The organism is Agaribacterium sp. ZY112 (assembly GCF_041346925.1).
GTDB lineage: Bacteria > Pseudomonadota > Gammaproteobacteria > Pseudomonadales > Cellvibrionaceae > Agaribacterium.
Window position 1 is genome coordinate 2,937,204 of sequence record NZ_CP166840.1, and the last position, 19,390, is coordinate 2,956,593.

Annotated in this window: 16 protein-coding genes; 8 read left to right on the top strand and 8 right to left on the bottom strand. The window is 42.7% G+C overall.

Going from position 1 to position 19,390, the window contains the following annotated elements:
• Nucleotide 1 precedes the first annotated feature (1 nt).
• A complete protein-coding gene (locus tag AB1S55_RS12775) occupies nucleotides 2–640 on the top strand; it encodes a response regulator (RefSeq protein ID WP_370978565.1) in 639 nt (212 codons plus the stop codon).
• Between the two features lie 130 nt (nucleotides 641–770).
• On the opposite strand, the gene AB1S55_RS12780 is transcribed toward AB1S55_RS12775, so the two are convergent.
• The 3 genes from AB1S55_RS12780 to AB1S55_RS12790 are packed head-to-tail and all read right to left on the bottom strand — an operon-like array spanning nucleotide 771 to nucleotide 4,299.
• Nucleotides 771–1,997, bottom strand: a complete 1,227-nt coding sequence (locus AB1S55_RS12780) for a class I SAM-dependent methyltransferase (protein ID WP_370978566.1) — start codon at nucleotides 1,995–1,997, stop codon at nucleotides 771–773.
• Nucleotides 1,984–2,847, bottom strand: a complete 864-nt coding sequence (locus tag AB1S55_RS12785; RefSeq protein ID WP_370978567.1) for a DUF1365 domain-containing protein — start codon at nucleotides 2,845–2,847, stop codon at nucleotides 1,984–1,986. Before AB1S55_RS12785 ends, AB1S55_RS12780 begins: the two co-directional genes overlap by 14 nt.
• A 3-nt stretch (nucleotides 2,848–2,850) precedes the next feature.
• Entirely contained in the window at nucleotides 2,851–4,299 is a 1,449-nt protein-coding gene (locus AB1S55_RS12790; RefSeq protein ID WP_370978568.1) for an NAD(P)/FAD-dependent oxidoreductase, read from the bottom strand.
• A gap of 175 nt (nucleotides 4,300–4,474) precedes the next feature.
• Between AB1S55_RS12790 and AB1S55_RS12795 the strand changes: the two genes are divergently transcribed.
• From AB1S55_RS12795 to AB1S55_RS12805, 3 genes are all read left to right on the top strand, one after another.
• A complete protein-coding gene (locus AB1S55_RS12795; RefSeq protein ID WP_370978569.1) occupies nucleotides 4,475–5,071 on the top strand; it encodes a sigma-70 family RNA polymerase sigma factor in 597 nt (198 codons plus the stop codon).
• Nucleotides 5,068–5,727 (top strand): ChrR family anti-sigma-E factor, encoded by a 660-nt coding sequence (locus AB1S55_RS12800; RefSeq protein ID WP_370978570.1) that lies wholly within the window; start codon nucleotides 5,068–5,070, stop codon nucleotides 5,725–5,727. The genes AB1S55_RS12795 and AB1S55_RS12800 overlap by 4 nt, the downstream gene beginning before the upstream one ends.
• 133 nt (nucleotides 5,728–5,860) lie before the next feature.
• Nucleotides 5,861–6,856: a YbgA family protein gene (locus AB1S55_RS12805; protein ID WP_370978571.1), complete on the top strand. Its 996-nt coding sequence runs from the start codon at nucleotides 5,861–5,863 to the stop codon at nucleotides 6,854–6,856.
• A 111-nt stretch (nucleotides 6,857–6,967) separates the two neighbouring features.
• On the opposite strand, the gene AB1S55_RS12810 is transcribed toward AB1S55_RS12805, so the two are convergent.
• On the bottom strand, nucleotides 6,968–7,105 hold the full coding sequence (locus tag AB1S55_RS12810; protein WP_370978572.1) for a hypothetical protein: 138 nt from the start codon (nucleotides 7,103–7,105) through the stop codon (nucleotides 6,968–6,970).
• A gap of 353 nt (nucleotides 7,106–7,458) precedes the next feature.
• Here AB1S55_RS12810 and AB1S55_RS12815 point away from each other — a divergent pair, with 353 nt between their 5' ends.
• The 3 genes from AB1S55_RS12815 to AB1S55_RS12825 all read left to right on the top strand — a co-directional run bounded on the left by AB1S55_RS12815 (nucleotide 7,459) and on the right by AB1S55_RS12825 (nucleotide 10,453).
• Entirely contained in the window at nucleotides 7,459–7,710 is a 252-nt protein-coding gene (locus tag AB1S55_RS12815; protein WP_370978573.1) for a DUF3302 domain-containing protein, read from the top strand.
• Nucleotides 7,707–8,699: an efflux RND transporter periplasmic adaptor subunit gene (locus AB1S55_RS12820; protein ID WP_370978574.1), complete on the top strand. Its 993-nt coding sequence runs from the start codon at nucleotides 7,707–7,709 to the stop codon at nucleotides 8,697–8,699. The genes AB1S55_RS12815 and AB1S55_RS12820 overlap by 4 nt, the downstream gene beginning before the upstream one ends.
• A 236-nt stretch (nucleotides 8,700–8,935) precedes the next feature.
• The gene (locus AB1S55_RS12825; protein WP_370978575.1) at nucleotides 8,936–10,453 is read left to right on the top strand and encodes a DUF1254 domain-containing protein; all 1,518 of its coding nucleotides are present in this window, start codon (nucleotides 8,936–8,938) and stop codon (nucleotides 10,451–10,453) included.
• Nucleotides 10,454–10,541: 88 nt separating this feature from the next.
• On the opposite strand, the gene AB1S55_RS12830 is transcribed toward AB1S55_RS12825, so the two are convergent.
• The gene (locus AB1S55_RS12830; protein ID WP_370978576.1) at nucleotides 10,542–11,594 is read right to left on the bottom strand and encodes a DUF1214 domain-containing protein; all 1,053 of its coding nucleotides are present in this window, start codon (nucleotides 11,592–11,594) and stop codon (nucleotides 10,542–10,544) included.
• 113 nt (nucleotides 11,595–11,707) lie between these two features.
• The gene (locus tag AB1S55_RS12835) at nucleotides 11,708–12,949 is read right to left on the bottom strand and encodes a tyrosine-type recombinase/integrase (RefSeq protein WP_370978577.1); all 1,242 of its coding nucleotides are present in this window, start codon (nucleotides 12,947–12,949) and stop codon (nucleotides 11,708–11,710) included.
• 615 nt (nucleotides 12,950–13,564) lie between these two features.
• On the opposite strand from AB1S55_RS12835, the gene AB1S55_RS12840 reads away from it, so the two are divergent.
• The gene (locus AB1S55_RS12840) at nucleotides 13,565–16,537 is read left to right on the top strand and encodes a Tn3 family transposase (RefSeq protein ID WP_370978578.1); all 2,973 of its coding nucleotides are present in this window, start codon (nucleotides 13,565–13,567) and stop codon (nucleotides 16,535–16,537) included.
• A gap of 19 nt (nucleotides 16,538–16,556) precedes the next feature.
• On the opposite strand, the gene AB1S55_RS12845 is transcribed toward AB1S55_RS12840, so the two are convergent.
• On the bottom strand, nucleotides 16,557–17,387 hold the full coding sequence (locus AB1S55_RS12845; protein WP_370978579.1) for a SprT-like domain-containing protein: 831 nt from the start codon (nucleotides 17,385–17,387) through the stop codon (nucleotides 16,557–16,559).
• 586 nt (nucleotides 17,388–17,973) lie between these two features.
• Nucleotides 17,974–19,389 carry a DEAD/DEAH box helicase gene (locus AB1S55_RS12850; protein WP_370978580.1) on the bottom strand — a complete coding sequence of 472 codons (1,416 nt, stop codon included), beginning with the start codon at nucleotides 19,387–19,389 and terminating at the stop codon, nucleotides 17,974–17,976.
• Nucleotide 19,390 lies beyond the last annotated feature (1 nt).

Genomic DNA, 19,390 nt, shown 5'->3' on the forward strand with positions numbered 1-19,390 from the left:
AATGAAGCCTATAGAACTTTGGCTGGTTGAGGATGACTCGACCTACAGGCGAACCTTACTTAGGGTGCTTGAACGAAATAAATCAATTTCAAGTTGTCGAGCATTTCCGTCTTGTATTGAATTTTTCTCTGAATTAGATGCAGCTAAGCAACCAGATCTTGTACTGATGGATTTGGGGCTTCCCCAAATGGGGGGCGTTGAAGCGATTGAAAAATTAGCTAGCTTGGCTCCCGATATTGTTGTTGTGGTATTAACCGTGTTCAGTCAAAAAGAAAAAGTTTTGCAGGCACTTGAAGCGGGCGCTTCAGGCTACTTGCTTAAATCGGCATCGGCTAGTGAAATCATTAAGGGCTTGGAGGAGGTGGTAAAAGGCGGCTCCATACTTAGCCCTGAGATTGCTAAGATTGTACTTGAAAATATTCAAAAGCCGATTTCAAAGCAAGGTTATAAGCTTGCTGCTCGTGAAATTGAGGTGTTGGAGTTACTGTCTTTGGGCCAGAGTGTTAAGGAAATTTCACGCAGTTTAGATATATCGCAAAGCACGGTTTCAACTTACTTAGGCCGAATCTATGGCAAACTTAAAGTGCAATCTCAATCTGGTGCTGTAGCTCTGGCGCTAAGAGAGGGGATAATAAAATAGCGCTTGTTAGTTAATATTCTACTTATAGTTGAAGCTAAACTGCTTTTTTGAACTAGGCTTAAAACTGAGAAATTTCGCTTTAAGCCTAGAGTTTTAGGCTTGGATTTTTAGATCTAGAGTGCTTATGTTTTTAGTTGTCATGCTCGAGAACATAAAAACCAACGTCAATCGATCCTTGTTCAAAACCACCTTCACAATAAGCTAGGTAATAATTCCATAAGCGTTTGAAGCGCTCATCAAAGCCTTGGTTTTCAATGTTGTGCCAGTTCTCTTGGAAAAGTTTTGTCCACAGCCTTAAGGTTTCGGCGTAGTCTTTACCAAATAGCTGCTTGTGCACCAGTTTAAATTGGTGTTTACAAAACTTACTTTCTAGGGCCTCAATGCTTGGAAGCATACCGCCAGGGAAAACATAACGTTGAATAAAGTCGGCACTCTTTCTGTATTGCTTAAAGCGTTCGTTATCTATAGTGATGATTTGCAGCACAGCACGGCCACCGGGTTTTAGTCGTTTTTTTAGCTGGCTGAAGTAACTGTCCCAGTGGTTTTCTCCTACGGCTTCAAACATTTCGATTGAGACAATGCTGTCGTATTGCCCTTGGAGATCTCGATAATCTCTTAATTCGAGAGAGATAAGTTCATCTAGGCCTTGCTCTTTTGCTAGATGTTGCCCCCACTTGAGTTGCTCGCTCGATAGAGTAATGCCGTGGACCTGGCTCTCAAAAGTCTTTGCCGCTTCATGAGCAAAGCCACCCCAACCGCAACCGATTTCAAGGATGCTTTGGCCTTTCTGGTGTTTTAGTAATTCGAGAATACGCTGGTATTTATTACTCTGGGCCTGCTCTAAACTTTGTTCTTTAGATGAGAATAAAGCTGACGAATAAGTCATGGTTTTATCTAACCAGAGCTTGTAAAAATCGTTACCTAAGTCGTAGTGAGCAGAGATGTTTTTGCGGCTGCCTTTACGGTTGTTGTCTCTGCGCTTGTGATACAGGGTATGTAAACTGCGTATTAGATATTGGGCTTTGCTCAGGCTTTTAAGTTGCTTCTCATTGCTTAATGCCCACTCAACCAGTGCGCTTAAATCGCTACTGCTCCAATCATCATCAATGTAGGCCTCAGACCAGCCATTAATGCCACCCATAAATAGCTTTATGAATGCTCGGTTCCGTTTGATATGTACGTCAGCGCAGGGTTGACCGTTGCCAATCATCACCTTGTAGCCGCTAGAGAAGGTCAGTACTAAGGTGCCTTTGCAATGAGCAAGGGCTTTACGTATTCGCGGTAGTAACAAATTTTCAACGATGCTTGCATCTTTGTTTGAAGATACGCTGTCTTCAACATGTTCACATGCTTTCATAGTGGCTAAGTCCGTCTTTATCTTGCCAGCTAATACTGGTCGTGGATGGTTGTGTTCTAGGCTGTAGGCGCAAGCCTTTTTTCCAAAGTTTTAATGCTTGCCAGTGAATAGCTAACATAACTTTTAAGCTCATTAAGGGGTAGCGGAAAAAGGCAGAAAGAAGCGCTCGATCGCTTAATTGCTTGCGCTTGCCTGTAAATGTGGCGTGAAGCAGAGCTTGGTTTTTATCTGATTTACTTTGTTCGCTTGAATCATTGCCTGGTGCTAATTGTACTTGGCGTATACATACCGAGACGCGATCGTTAGGGGCCTGCATGCGAAAGTGATAACGATTATCCATAGGCATAAAAGGGCTTACGTACATTAATTTGTTGCTGCTATGCTTAATGATGTTGTTGTGTTCTTTATCGCTATTAGCTTCGAGCACATAGGTATGACGGCTGCCAAAAGTATTGCTCACCTCATAGAGAATGACCTCTAATTTGTCCTTGTCGTTATAGCAAAAATACACACTTAAAGGGTTAAATACGTAGCCCAATACTCTTGGGTAGCATAGTAATTTTATTTTAACTGTGGCCTTGCTGTAGCCTTTTTCGCTAAGTAATGTGCGTATTTGCCTAGCTAGTTTTTCCTGTTTCTGGGCGTGATCTTTTTCAAAAAAAGAAAACAAATTAAACTTATTGACAGAGAAAAAGCGTAGTTTGTTGAGCGCATCCAGCTCGTCTAGATCAATGCATACAGAAAAAACACGGTAGATAAAGCGATGTACGACTGGAAAAAAACGATGATGCATTACATGGCCGCAATAAAGAGCCGAGTTGTGTATGCCATTTTCTTCGTGTGAGTTCACGCTTTAGCTTCCTGAGGCAAGGTTGTTATTTGTTTTGGCGCTGTTATTAGCAGTATTGTTAATGATGCTTGTAGCGTGGCGTGGGCTTACGTGAATACGATTGCTTGGCTCGTCTAGTTGCCAGGGGCGTTCAATGCCTCCTAGCTGTTCCGCTACAGCCAGACCTGCTTGTAAGCCATCCTCATGAAAACCATAACCAAAATAGGCACCACAAAACCAAGTTTGTTGTTTGCCCTGTAAAGACCAAAGTTCTTTTTGTGCAGAAAGTGCATTTTTACCAAATTCTGGGTGGTCGTAGAAAAAGCTACGAATGATCTTATCCGGTTTTGGCTCTTTAATAGGGTTTAGTGATACAAACAAATCTGTTTCAGTGCTTAGTGGCTGTAAGCGGTTCATCCAGTAAGTAACACAGACTTGTTGAGACTGGTCGCGTTTACCGGCTGATAAATAATTCCATGCGGACCAAGCCTGTTTGCGTTTAGGCATCAGTGAATCATCAGTGTGTAAATAGGCCTTGTTTCTTTGATAGGGGAAGCAGCTTAGCAGGCGCTGTTCTTCATCGCTTGCTTGATCTAATAGTGCCAAGGCTTGATCAGAATGACAGGCAAGTACGACTTCATCGTAACAGTCTTGTTTGCCGTGGTGATCTTCAATATAAACAAAGCCATCTCTGCGGATAATTCTGTGTATACGGCTGTTGAGCTTGAGCTCTCCTTGAAAATGCTCAGCTAGTTTATTGACGTAATTAATACTGCCGCCAACAACGGTGCGCCACTGTGGCCTGTCTTTTAATTGTACTAAGCCGTGGTTGCGACAAAAACGCATAAACGAACTGGCAGGGTAGTTGAGCATTTTATCAACGGGAGTTGACCAGATTGCAGCACCCATGGGTAGTAGATGATCGTAAATAAATGATTTACCGTAGTTTTCACGCTCAAGTAAATCACCTAAGCTGATGTTATCTAATTCGTATTTTTGCTCTAATGCCTCGGCGTCGCGATAAAAGCGTGTCAGTTCACGGATCATGCCCCAAAACTTAGGTTTTAAGAGGTTGGATTTTTGACTAAATAAACCTCGTAAGCCAGTACCTGAGTATTCAAGCTGGCCCTCGTTAATCGAAATACCAAAAGACATCTCTGTTTTACAGTTTTCAACATTGAAGTACTTAAATAACTGAACCAGATTAGGGTAGTTGATCGGGTTGTAAACAATAAAACCGGTATCAACATCGACTTTTTCCGCCGAATCATTCGCAGTGTGGGCACGGCTCTTTGAGTCAGTAGGTAGGTTGAAGCTGACGGTATTGGAATGGCCACCTAGGCGGTCATCTTTTTCATATAAAGTAACATCGTGAACTTGGCTAAGTAGCCAAGCGCAACTTAGGCCACTGACCCCTGAGCCGACAACGGCGATATTTTTTTTACGAATGGGGCTTACTTTACTGTTGTTCATATCGGGTTTTTACACTGTGTTTGTACTGTACAAGCTATTAATGGCAGATTTATCTTTGCCCTTTTGTTACTGGCTTATTACGCCCATAGCCTTAGAATGGATCATAGGTAGTTTATTTAAATTTTTACAAGCAATTATGGTGATCCAAGGGTGTTAATGCTACGTAAGGCTATATATGGATAACAACACACCAGGTGATGATGTGACACAGATCGTTGCTATGGCCACTTCAGACAGTACAACAAACTGGGAAGATGCGCTCGTAGCTATCGCAGAGACAAGAGACAAAAGCCTATATGCGCAGTTGTTTCAGCATTTTGCTCCCAAAATTAAGGCTTATATACGTCGCTTAGGCTTAATAGAAACGACCGCTGATGAGCTTGTACAGGAGACGATGCTCTCTGTTTGGCGTAAGGCTCATATGTATAAGCCGGACAAAGCACGGGCTAGCACCTGGATTTTTACGCTTGCACGTAATCAAAGTATTGATCGTATGCGTAAGCAAAAGTATCCAGAGTATGAACTTGAAGAGTGGCAGGAAGAGGCTGATGAGAGCGTTGACGAATGCGAAAATAGCGTTACCTCTTATCGTTTAGCAACGGCACTTTCCAAATTACCCGAGAATCAGTCACAAGTACTATATATGTCGTTTTTTGAAGGTCGATCTCATTCTGAGATCGCTGCACGCTTAAATATCCCACTTGGCAGTGTGAAGTCACGCATACGTTTGGCATCTGAAAAATTGAGAACTATTTGGGGGGGCGCACTATGAGTATTCGACACCACCTTGATGAGGCAACCCTTGTGAGCTACAGCGCAGGTGCTATGTCTCAGTCTATGGCTCTTGTTGTGGCTTGCCACATAGCCGAATGTGCCGAGTGTCGTGCGCGTTTACAAGTAACCGATTCTATTGGCGGCTTGTTGATGGACGAGCTTGATAGCGCACCGATTGCTCAAGGCGCGTTAGAAGCTGTATTAGCTTGTTTGGATGATGAGCCTGTACAAGTCAAAACAAGAAAGAATGAAACAGCTGTTAAGCGCTCTGAAGTACCAGCACCGCTTGCTCAATATATCGGTAATGATCTTGATGTGCTTGAGTGGAAGCGTATTGTGCCTGGTGTATTCAGCTTTGATCTTCCGTTAAAGGGTGAGCGAGGCGGTGTATCTCGCTTATTACGCATAGCGCCAGGTAAAGCGATGTTACCCCACAGCCACGATGGAAATGAGTTAACGCTTATCTTAAGAGGTTCTTATTGCGATGAAATGGGCCGATTTACGGTTGGCGACGTGGCTGACTTAGATTCAGATATCGATCATCAGCCCTTAGTTGATAGCGACCAAGATTGTATCTGTTTGGTTGCGACAGATGCGCCACTTAAGTTCAACACCTTATTAGGCAAAATAGTACAGCCTATTACTGGTTTTTAATGGCACAAAGTAGAAGTACATACCTTTGTTTAAGTTATCGTTGGCAGAGCTAGCTTTAATTTAGTCCCACATAAGGCAATGCATTAATTTGTGTTATACATAGTTTGTATTTTTAAGATTAGGAATAGGGCGCATGGAGCTCAAAAATAAAAGTTTAGTTGACGAAAGCTTAGCTATACCCGTAGGTATTAGTGCATGTTTAATCGGTGAAAAAGTTCGTTTTGATGGCGGCCATAAACAAAGTCGCTATTGCTTAAATGTCTTGGCTGAGTGCTTTAAATTTGTGCCTTTTTGCCCCGAAGTATCCATTGGTTTAGGTATTCCTAGAGAGCCTATACGCCTTGTTAAAATACAAACAGAGCAGGGCGAGTCTCAGGTTCGCGTTCAAGGAACAAAAGATACGAGCTTAGATGTTACAGACGAATTGGCGGCTTATGCTGATCTTGTCAGTAAAAATCAGCCTGAACTTTGTGGTTATGTGTTAATGAAAAGCTCTCCAAGCTGTGGCATGGAGCGTGTGAAAGTTTATGATCACAACAATGTACCAGAAGCCTCTGGTGCAGGCGCTTTTGCCCAGCGTTATATGGAGTTAAACCCAGAAGTACCCGTTGAAGAAGAAGGGCGTTTAAACGACCCTCTTTTACGTGAGAATTTTATTACGCGTGTGTTTGCCTTACATACTTGGCGTGAGCAGGTCTTAAGTAATCCGTCTTTACATGCTGTTATCCAATTTCATAGCTGCTACAAATATCAGCTTATGGCACATAGTTATCAGGCCTATAAAGAGCTTGGCCGTTATTTGGCGACTGAAGCACCTAAAGAAGATTTAGAACTTGTGCTAGAAACCTATATCCATAAGCTGATGACTTCATTAAAAAAACGAGCCAATAGAAAAAGTCACTGCAACGTCTTGATGCATATTCTTGGGTACTTAAAGCATGAGTTAGATAGTAAAACCAAGCACGACATCCTCGAGGCCATTGATCAGTACAGAACGTCGATTGTGCCTTTAGTTGTGCCTATCACCTTACTAAAACATTATTTAAAGCGTCATGGTAGTGAGTATATTCGTTCGCAAGCCTACCTCGATCCTTATCCACACGAGCTTGGTTTGAGGAACTATATTTAACTTGGTGCTGTAGCACAGAATGTTCTTGGATAGCTACATGAATCAAGAATGATGCCTTCGCGATGACGCTTAGAGCTATTTGATTGGCGCTCTTGTTCGTTTGCTTTTTAATTAACCTTTCTGTTTTTTTCCGCTCTTAGCCCGTTTCTTATTTTCACTTTGAACGTAAATGGCATCGGTGGTTGCCATGCTCGAGTGCCCTAGGTCTTCAGATAGGTCTTTGAGGGCGCGGCCTCGCTCAATTTCCATGCTCGCTCTTTAATGACACTCTCTTAAGTGACTGTCATTAAAGAGTTTTATCGGCATCTTCGTTCTGGTTTATGCTACCGTAGTCGGTGAGGTAGAGACGCATATTAGGTCGTCTAGCAAGCCGTATTTTGTTACAAATTCATATCAGGAACTTATATGGACACAATAGCTATCGTTTTTGGGTTTACGCGCCGAGTTATGGGCAAAGTCTTCTGGTCCTGCGATTCTCAAAAGAATAAGACGTTGTTAGAGGAGCTGCTGAGAGACTCGTACCACCAAAATCTAAGCGAAAAGGATCTCAATATCGATGATTTTTTTGTTAACTATCAATACTTGCAATGCGGAGGTGGGCAATGATACTGGATCTTTTGGCGCTGATTGTTTTATTGGTCATTGTTGCCGCTGGCGTAGCGATGGTTGTAGTGATTGGTAGCTACCCAGGGAAAGTCGCTCTTGCTAAAGGGCATCCTCAGGTTAATGCGATTACGTACATGGCGTGGCTTGGTTTGTTGAGTTTTGGGCTTTTATGGGTTGCGGCATTGATTTGGGCACAAATCAACTATTCAAATAATGTGGTGAGTAATGGCAAGGAGGAGCAAGCGTGATTGCCTTTATCATCATTTGCTATTCGGCACTTTATGTATTGATTTTTAGCAAACTAAAATTGCTGAAAAACAGTGTGTCGAATATCGCTGCTTTTATTGGGCTTGGCGTCGTCTTGATCGCAGCCACAGTGTTTTCTTGGTATACCTATTCACCAATTACGCCGGATGCGCGAATGGTGCGATATGTCATCCCAGTCGTACCGAATGTAAAAGGACGGGTCGTTTCGGTTGATATAGAAGCTATGGTACCCGTTAAAGAAGGGCAGACACTTTTTACTATTGACCCGACACCGTATCAATTTGCAGTTTCACAACTTGAAGCCCAGATTCAACAATACCAAGCGCAAGAGAGACTCGCCGAGGCCAATTACGCTCGTGCTAAAACATTGCTGGAAACCCAAGCGGCAGCTCAGGTGGACGTTGACCGCTGGCTTGCTGAGCTTGATGTTGCGCGAGCGGCAATAAAGGTCAGTTCCGCTCAGCTCGATGATGCTAACTGGAGGCTTGAAGAAACCGTAGTGAAAGCCCCGTACAATGGTTATGTACCTAACCTTCAGTTACGAACTGGGCACTACGTTACAACGATTCCTGTAACGTCGCCGATGGCGTTTATCTCTAACGAAATGAGTGATGTTGTTGCTAGCTTTAGCCAAAGCGCGATGCGGCGAGTTCAAGCGGGAGATCCGGTTGAACTGACGTTTGCGACTTTTCCAGGCGAAGTGTTTTCTGGCCGGGTGTCCGTACTCGGGAGATTCAGCGCACAAGCGCAATATACGGCATCATCTAATTTACCTGCCATGTCCGGGGCGCCAGCCAGTGACCGATGGATGGTTAGAGTTGAGCTTGACGATATCGTGAAAGCACAAGCCATACCTCAGGGCGCAGGTGCGACTATGGCGGTTTACACTCAGTCTGGCAAACCTGTGCATATCATCAGTCGTGTGGCTATCCGCATGAACGCTTGGTTGAGTTACTTAACAGCGCCGTGATGACTAACATGCGTAGAGCGTTAATGAGGTGTGCCTACATGGAGCACACTAAAAGCCGTTAAAGAAGAACCGTTAAACTCCAAGTGCGCTTGTCCCACAGGGAGTTTAAATACGAGCCCGCACTGATAGAACGAAAGGTATTAACTTTAAATTTGGCAAAGAGTTTAACCATCTAGTGTAAACCCTATAGCCATCTGAGATTTTGAGGGAAAGCCTCTTTAATAATTAGGAATATTATGATGCTAACGTATAAATTACTATCCAGCTTTTTATTGGCAAGTAGTGTATCTGTAACGGCCCTTGCTAGCGCACCTATATATAAAGCGAATGTAGCTGATTCCCTGCTTACACCTGATCGCTCTCAATCTAAGTATTTAGGGGAGGTGCATATGGTTGATGGTTTCCCCTCTGAGGAAACCTCCCGCAAAGCATTTGACTTCCTTGATACCTCAAGAGCTGTGCAACTCTATACTAGCGGCATGCCTATGGCTTCGATGTACGCTATGTTAGAAGGAAATGCCAAAGTAGGCGTAGAGGCAAACCGTACAGTGGGAATCACTGAGCAACTCATGGATGCCCGCTCTATATGGTTGACTCCTAATACAACAACTCCCTATATCAGTGCCGAAGTAGATGTAAAAAATGGACCCGTCGTCGTTGAAGTTGGTAGCCCGGTTATAGGCCTACTTAATGATGCATATTTCCACTATGTGGCTGATATTGGTATGGGTGGGCCAGATAAAGGGCAAGGAGGGAAGTATTTAATAGTCGGCGACGCATATGACGGTGAGATACCGGAAGGGTATTTTGTATATAGAACGTCAACTTATAGGCATTGGTTATTAATACGCGCAGTTGCTGAGCCAAATTCATCTCTTGAAGATACAATCGCAAAGTTTAAGCGGGGTTTTAAAATGTATCCTTTGGCGGAAGCAGCTAAGCCAAAGGCAAATAATTATGTAAACCTTTCGAAGCATCACAGTAGCACTATCCACTCTGCCGACCATTCTTTTTACAATGAAATAAACGCTGTTATTCAATATGAACCAGCCAATTCTGGAGACTCTGAAATTATTGGCTTGGCAGATGCACTAGGTATAAAAAAAGGAAAAACTTTTTCCCCTGACGAAAGAATGCTAAAAATCTTTAGTGAAGCAGCAACAATCGCAAATGCGGCAAGTCGCGCGACCCTCTATCGCCCTAGAAACCCTGAAATGTATATCTACGAGAATAAGCCGTGGATTACTTCTACAGTACAGAGCCATGAATTTTTAAATGAAAATGGCGCACGAATCTTAGATGACCGCATGGCTTTTCATTTTTATGCCACTGGCATCACTCCGTTCATGGTTGACCCTCAAGTGGGTTCAGGGTCTGTTTATGCAGTTACGACTATGGATCAGAAAGGAGATATGTTAAGTGGTGATAAAACGTATATCGTGACATTACCTGAGGGTATTCCAGCAAAAGATTTTTGGTCGTTGATGGTCTATGACAATCAAACTCGCTCAATTCTAGAAACTAACCAGAAGTCTGGAGGTGTAGATAGCCTTCAGGGGGATCCAGTTGTGAATGACGATGGCTCTATTACCATATACTTTTCGTCGAAGGCGCCAGAAGGAAAGGAGCAGAACTGGGTGCAAACCATGCCAGGCAAAGGTTTTAACGTTATCCTTCGGTTATACGGGCCATTACAGAGTTGGTTTGATAAGAGTTGGCAGCCTAGTGGCTTAGAAGTATTTTCTAAAAAATGATATTTCTGCGGTATTAATAATGCTAAAAAGCCCCTAAGTTAGGTTAGGGGCTTTTTAGATTCGCTGCATTCGTGTTCCAGTCATGCATCTACTTCTTGATCGTTATTTCTGGGGTACTCCACCGTCCGGATAGAAGTTCTTCTTGAGGTTGATAGTATCGAAACGCATAGTTCCATCCATCAGATATAGGTAGGCAATTTATTCGATTGTCGTCACATGCACCGAAATGAATGGTTACGCTTCCATCTTTATTGTTTTTTGCCGTGAGGTTGTTGAAACTGTAAACACCTTGACTGTTTGGGCTAATATATCCGTTTTTGTTATAAACGGTAATTGACCAAAAGGCGTCAACTGGAACGTCTTTCATCATAACTTTATGAGCTGTGCCATCATTTAGTTTGACCTGGCCTAAATCATATATAGCCTCCTGCTTAGGAAGGCCTCCCCAGCCAGATCCACTTCCTAGGAAATAGTGAATAGGGTCTACGTTCTGCTTACTACCAAACCCTTTACTGGAATCAAGGCCATAAAGAGAAAGCTGATTAATAAGTTGGCGTATCTCTGCTAATTGGTTTTGGTTCCAGTTTGGAGCATCGATTTTTCCACCGACAACTCCACCTGATAAAACAACATTATCTTGAGCTTTATTTGCTAGCTTAATATCCTCGGGGTCGTCTGAATTGGCGAGAGTCCGGATTGCGACTAATACATAACGGCTGCCCAGCTCTTCTTGAGTAAGCGTATAAGTACCAGGTTTGCTTTTAGCGAACATATAGTGGTCTTGATTGACAACATGCATGCTTTGATAGCGTCCCCCATTGTCAGCTAGAGTAATGCTTACTGGCTTGCTGAGATCTAGTACGGCTGATGAATACAGAGTATCTCGATTCATTCGTATCACAGGTTGATTCTCGATAGGAAACGGCTCTCTGAGGTGACCGAGTTCCCCTAGTTGAGTACCAAGTAGGTTTCGTGTGGTTTCAAGTGACGCCCTCAGCATGGTGTCTGATTCAGCGCGAATAAAATTATCAATATTGACGTCTTTTGTTTTACTTTCTGGAGCGGCGTACGCGGCACCCACAAGAAACATTGAAGCTACGACGGCTATTGAAGAACCAAGCTTTTTGATTGTAACTATCATGTCTTCTACCTTGATATTTGTATCATGTATTTTTTAGTGTGTATGTTACTAGGTTTTATGCTCTTGGAACTCCACATGGATCCGAAAGCAGCTTCACGTATCAGCAACTCAATTTAATCAACTTTTCTATCCTTACCACTTTCAGCCCTAACTCTATTTTCAGTTTGTACATATACCGTATCGGTGGTCGCCATACTGGAATGTCCTAGATCTTCAGATAAGTCCTTTAAGGCTCGACCTCTCTCAATTTCCATACTAGCGCCAGTATGCCTCAACCAATGACTAGAAGCCTCTTTAAGTTTTCGAGCGTTGTCTTCTCCTTGAGCTGCCTTCATTTGTTCATACGCTTTATCAAAAACAGCTTGAACAATTCGAGTCAATTGCCGTGAAGTCATACCGCCCTGGCCTCGAATTTTTTCAACAATGGGTTCGTTTTCACCTGAAGAGGGTAGCGGGCATAACCCTCTATAGGCCCTATATCTCTTGAGATAGGTAATAAAGCTGTCTGGAACCGTTGTATCTCTCAATTTACGGCCTTTGCCAAATACTTTCAGCCACCAACTTTCGTCCGAATCTTGCCAAAAATGACTCATAATTGGCGTCCAGTCTTTTCGCTCAGAAAGCTCCGATATACGCAAAAACAGTGTTTTAAGAGCGCATATTACAAACAAACTACGTTCGTATAGAGGGTCTTCATTTGCTAAGTCATGCACAACATCAAAAACATACTGCCATTGGTTTTCTGTAAGCCGTCTTATTTCTTTAACTTGAACGTCTTTAATGAAATGGCGGCAATCATTTTTTGCTATTTGGGCGGGATTACCGTACAGATATTCCTCGTTCATCAGGTACTTATATAAAGCAATCACAGCTGTGAAAGTGGACGTTAACGTTTGTTGTGATGGCCTGTATTTTTTCTTGTCGACAGCCTTAGACTTGTCTGCGCTTTTGGGTTGCTTAAACTTATAGGGGGCCCATTTAGCGTTTTGTATGTACTGACCATTCCTAAATACAAATTTTTCATGATTGGCTAAGCAAATCCATGTTACCGGTGGTTGCCAGCAAAAATCTGCGTACTCGAGTATGTCAGCTTTACGTAGCTGATCCATACGTACTTTTTTAATTAAAAAGACCCACAGTAGAAAACGCTCAGTTTCATTTCGAAAACGTGTATATGTGTGTTCAGACTTATTTCGTCCGATATAATTCAGAAACGATTGACCCCAATTCCAATGGCTTAACCACCAAGACTCACCAGAATCTAAAAACTGTTTTAGTTCTTTGTATTCATCGAAATTAACGTCTTTGAGTTCAGTGTATGTTGGATACAGTGCAACAGGTTTAGGAATGGCCATAAATTTGAGTTATTAGGGGTACTGAGTAAAAATGCGGGGTTTATCTCGTGAAACATGAGGTGTATTCGTGAAACCACCGGTTCAAGAGGGCGTAAGCTTCGTTTCTTTTGCCATCTTCTAATTCATAGTAAGGGATGATGGCTGGATCTTGCCCGGAGTGTCCTTTCCTAAAAATGAGTAGCGGTTTTAATGATCCGGGAAAGGCGCCTTGTATAGTTAGTTTATGCATAGCCAACTGGGTGACTACTTCCAATGTAAATGTGATGCATGTATAGCAAGGCGTATGATTATGGTTTGATTGCCAAAAGCCACGGAATATAAAGTTTTGCACAGCAGAACTGTGATCGAGAAGGAGCGATACATTACTCCAATTGGGCAGGGCGGGGCGAAACACCGGGATAAGTTAAAATATTAGGCTGTGTGCTGCCAGTGCATTGCTTTCTTCTTCTCGCGTGTAGAAATGAACTAGACTAACGAGCGCCAAAAATTAGATTGTCATTCATTTAATATCAGCTCAGCATCCACTCACATTGTTGAAAATTTAGGCGCTATTGTTGCGTCGCTCTTATAATGCGAACACAATCAGCTCAATTACATTGTAAGATGGAGTGACTTGTGCATATTTTGAGCAATGAGCAGCAGGCAGAACTGTATGGCCCACCAAGTGTTACTGAAGAGGAAAGGGAGCTTTCTTTTAGCCTGAACGACAATGAAAAATCAAAATTGCTGGATCGAGAATCTGAGCTAATCAAGATTTACTATATTCTTTATCTCGGATACTTCAAGCAGAAAGCGGTTCAACTAAGACCTGAGCTTCATACAATCAAGAATGATTTTGAATACATTCGGGATCGGTACTTCCCTAACAGTCATTGCGTAATTATACAGTTAACGCCTAACCAGAAGTATAAAATATATACAAAGATTTTCGACGTTGTGGCCATTAAGCGCTTTGGCGCGAGTAGTGCACTCGAACTTGAAATATTCGCAAAACAAGCGGCAGTTAGTCAAAATCGAGCAGTCGAGTTGTTCGACGAAGTTATTGACTGGCTCAGAATTCAAGATATAGAAATCCCTTCATACAATAAGCTTCAGGAAATAGTAACTACGGCATTTAATAAAGAGAAAAACAGGGTCATATCGATTGCAGATAGCGTACTTTCCCAGAAAACTCAGAGGCTATTCAAACGCTTTCTTACGGACTCTGAGCAAAAACAAATGTTTAGCTATATTCGATATGAGGGGCGCGATTTTTCTAAATCGGAGTTAAATAAGGAGTTGGAAGTTTTCGATATCCTAGCAGGTATCGCGAATGATGTTCTTCCTATGATCGTAATTCTAGGGATTCCAAATGAACGAATAAAGTACTACGCAGAACTCTTTAGTGAAATATCCTTATCAAGGCAGAAAAAGCGTCGAGAGGCCGAGTTCAATCTCTATCTCTCGTGTTTCATCTACTATAGGTATCGATCACTTGTAGATTATTTTGGTGACGCATTTATATTTCATGTTGATCAGATAAAAAAGGAAGCTCATGAAGCCGCGAATGCGCAGATGCTCAAGGTGAAGTCTTCAATGGACGATCTGATGGTTGAAGGGGCAAAAATTCTTTCTTTTTTTACAAGTGATAGCAAGGAGAGTTTTTCTTCTTTTGCCGAGGCTAAAAATAAAGCGGAAGAGATTTTGGGTGAGGATCAGCTCAATAACCTAATAACGCACATGTCGAGAAGTAAATTTGAAAAAGATAGGTACTTTTGGGAGTTTATCGACACTTGCAAATCAAAAATCACAGTTACGCTACGAAATATTCTTTGTAGGTTAAAGTTTGTAGATACTGTAGATTCTGGCCTTCTTTTGCAGCAAGTAGACAGGCTTAAAATAGAGGTAGAAGAGAAAGGGCTGGTCGAGACGATTGATAATCGCCTCGCTAAGAAAACAAAAGATTACCTTTATGATCCAGCCAGGAATTTGATTGCAACTCGAGCTGAATACCATATTTATAGCCTTGTTTCGCAGCGTCTTCATAACACTCATTGGTGTTTGGATAGTGGTATTCGTTATCAACCTTTAGAAAAAATGCTTGTGGCTGAAAATGAAGTAGGAGCTCTACTCGAATGTGTGAATGCTGAAGCAATTAAAAAAGATGTTTCCGGGCTTTTGGATGACAAGCTAGATGAGCTCAATAAAATGCTATCTTTAGTTCCTTGCAGAGTAAAAACCAAGGAAAACGAATCGCTTATTCTCGAGCGGCATGATGGTAAGCATAGCTGGACAATTAAAAAGGTTAAGGGCACCAAAATTGTAAACCCCAAAATGTTCGATTCTGTTCCTAAAACAGATATTACTCGAGTCATTTTTCGCGTTGCTCAAGACTCGGGTTTTATGGATGATATTTTACATAGGACTGGTAAAAAACGAACTGAAAAATTTGAAGAGAAGTTAATTGCTTGCATCATCGCCAATGCAACACGGCGAGGTATATACAAGATGGCAGACCTCTGTCCTTTTTCTCACGACACCTTACTTAGATTTGAAAAAAACTACTTGACGGTCGAAAACGTTCGGCACAGTTGCGATACTATCTCTAATGCAATATCGAAACTAAAAATATTTGGCCTCTATAATTATCGACCTGACTATATTCATGCATCCCTAGATGGGCAAAAGCTGCATTCACGAAAAAATACAAAGCGCGTACGGTATTCTTCAAAAAACTTTGGAAAGGGAAAAGGTTTGTATGCTAACTCACTTATAGCAAATCACGTACCTGTAAACGTAAGCTTAAATGCACTAAACGTACATGAATCTCACAATGTCTTTGACTTGTTGTATAACAATACGTCAGATATCAATATAAATGTCGCTTCAACCGATAATCACGGGGTTAATCGATTTAATTTTGCTCTACTAGATTTATCAGACTGGGAGTTCGCCCCCCGTTATGCGAGAGCAAATCACGTTTTTTCTTCTATGTTTGATGTTGTAGAGGGAGAAGGCGAAGACGATTGGTCACTAATACTAAGCGAGCCCATTAACCGGAAAGTAATAGAGGAAGGCTGGGATTATGTGAAACGAGTAATTGTGTCTCTACATCAAAAGAACGTGTCGCAGCAGGATTTGGTTGCTCGGCTTTCTAAATCATCCCCTTCTGATAAAAAATTAAAAGCGCTCCGGGAGTATGATCGTTTGATAAAAGCGATATTCCTCCTGAACTATGTAAATGATGGAAGTTTTCGCCACTATATACAAACGGCGTTAAATAAAGGTGAAGCCTATCATCAGCTTCAGCGTTGCTTTGAAAAGATTGGGGAGGGCGGCGGCTTTCGTGGAAAGTCTGATAAAGAAATTGATGTTTGGTACGAATGCAGTCGCTTGATGGCTAACTGTATCATCTACTTCAATTCGGTCATTCTTAACTATTTGCTTGAAAATGCGGAAGTTACGAAGAATGACGAGAGAATCAAGGTGTTGGCGCGAACATCTCCGGTGGCCTGGGTGCACGTTGTTTTGGGTGGTTATTACCCTCTTGAAGATCTACGGGATGCCCCGGACCTCTTAGCTCTTGCGCAAAACATCATGGTGGCCTAGTTATGTGTTGCCAAGGTCGCTAATTTTCTTCATATAACCGTATATCACACTCACCACACTTAATATTTAGCTCTGGTTTGCCCCATACCTGTATGAAACAACTGGGGCAAACGTATTTGTTTCGGTTAGAGCGATTTTTAACTTTGCTGGTTTGAACGTTAGGTCTCAAAGTTGTAGATAGCGTCTGCTTTTCTTGATCATCAAGTTCTTTTGCAAGGCCTGCTAAATTGATTGGAAAGTCGGCATACATGTCTTTAATATCTAAGCTGGCCAACTGTCGTGACTCAACTTCCTGTGCAAAATCTATCACCTTTTCTTGGGTTTTGTTCTCCCGGCGAATCGTTGGCGGTGGCACAGGAACAGTGTCGTACCAACGTAGCTTAAATCCGGAGGAAAGTAAGTCGTTACAGGTCTGCTCAAAGCCGCCCCCTTTTATAACATAGTCTGACATTGCTTCGCCCACGACTGCGCCGCCAGGTTCACCAGTCGTAGAGGGCATCAATCCGATACTTTTCATCTTGGCAGACCATTCTTTATTGTGATAGCCCGGGCGACTAGGATTGCCATAATGCTCTTGCCAAATATGGACCATTTCATGGCACAATGTCTGGAGAATTGTAGTAATGTGATAATTTGCGAAGTAGGTAGGGTTGATTGCTAATTCATCAATCGTCTGACCTTCTGTATTCACCCACCGTTTAAATGATACATAGCCCATTAGGCGCGCCTGTCTTTGGAAGGTAATAATGCAAGGTGGTAAGGCATCGTCAAACAGGCGATAGTTAAAAAATGTGTAGGCTTCCTCAAACAAGGTATATGCCTCGGTTGTCGAAGTTGTGTTTCTGCTCATTAATTAACCTTATTGATCAAATAATCTCTGGTTTGTGCAATCCAGAAAAATCGAATCTTGGTTATATCAATCTCCCCATGCATGCCTATATGGAATATATAGACTGATTCCAAGTCTGAATTATGTGCATTCTAATCCAACAAAATAAATATCACACTTCTTAGCACGCTAAAAAGTCCATGTTTTTTCATTCGTGGCTTTCTGTTTAGCGGTGACTAACGGATATATGCCCAATAGAAAACCTTTTCTGGATTTTTTGCTTTGCTCGGGGCCACTACCGTTGATGAGTCCTTAATTTTTTGACGGTACATTAAAGTACGATTCGCTACCTAATGGGGGAGGGGGAAGTAGCTTTGGTCGTAGTGGAGCATTTGAACCTCTTTGTTGTTAATGGATAGCAAACCTATTTGTATTTATTGTGTTATTAAGCGATTTACTTAGCGGTACAATCAGATTTTTTTGGTGCTGCGGTTTTTTTAAGGTGTAAGCGTCGAATTATTATTTCATCGGATTGTCGTGCCCCCGACCAAAGCCGTAGGGGGCGTTGTCTTTCTGTGTGACTGCCTAGAATTAGCGACAGGGATGGTTAAGAGGTGCTGCTCCACATGTTTTCTATTTCAACCAGTTGTTTTAGAAAGCGACCAAACATAGTTGGTTCTATTGCTGTGCTCACGTTTCCACTCTTGCTTTCTTCTGAACCTCCTATTGGTGGCTGGCTCAACAACGTGTTAATCAATACTGTGCTTACGTTAAGATCCTTATCGCTTTTATTAATTTGTGGTGGTTGAGGGGGCATGCTAGCGGGGTAGGTCGAGCTAGTGTCCTCTATTCTCAACATGCCTGATTCGTTTGGGAGGTCCGCAGCAAGGTGTTGAGCGAATTCGACCAACTTTTTTTCTGCCAAGATGAATAAATAAGCAAAGGGGTGGCGATCATCAGATGTGACCCGCATGATGCGCCCGAGCACTTGGCGAAAATGGAGTTCCGTCTTAATGTTGCTCAAGTGGCAACAGACCTGCAGGCGAGGAATATTCGTACCTTCACTGATCATGCCCACTGAAATGACCCATTTCTTCGTGCTCGCTCGATATTGTTTGAGGCTTAGGTGTGCACGCGGATCATGATGTGTAATGACTAAGCTGTCTTCGTTCAGGCTCGTAGACATGATACGTTCGATAAAGCGCGCATGACGTACACTTGAAGTGACGATTAGACCGCCGGCATTGGGGTTGAAACGGCGGACTTCATCCAGTTTTGTGATGGCCTGCTGAAGTATGTACAGCACTAAGGGCTCAGACTCCAATAGGTTTTGGTAGGGTAGGGTTTCGTTTTCCAATAACTGTGCGATGCAATTGTACGACCGAGTCGCGCCATCTTCATCAAGCGTAATTGCATTGTTATCAATGGCCGTGATGCGCGGATGCCGGCACACCCGATCGTTAATCGCAGACTGAATGCCATAGACGTAATCCGGTTGCAGTTTGTGTTGCTGACTGCAGTAGGCCGCCAAAGTAACGGGGCTTTGATCAGTCCGCCAGGGCGTACCACTAAGCGATAGCGTATATGTCGCACGATCTCGAATTTCTCGTAAGATGATGTCACCCCACGCGGTGGCTGTCTCGGATGTATCACCACCACAATGATGCGCCTCATCAAAGATAATTAGAATCTTTAGGTGATCAAAGCGCCTCCAAAAATCCGCATTGAGATAGCTCAGTGCCTGGTAGGTAATGACTTGGCCACGCGCACCTAGGCGTCCGTCAAACGGCTCACTCATTCTTAATTCAAGCTCTTCTTTAAAGCTGAGGCACACCGCTGTGGTTGGCGTAAAGCAAACCACCAGATCGATTGCATTTCGTTCAAAGAGTGTTTTACACAGAATCGCCGCCATGGTGGTTTTGCCACCTCCCGGTGTTGCCATCACGAAGGTGTGTTTATGGCCTGCACCAAAGCGTGCTAACGCAAGCTCGATGCATTCCGCTTGCCAGGTGCGTAACAGCATG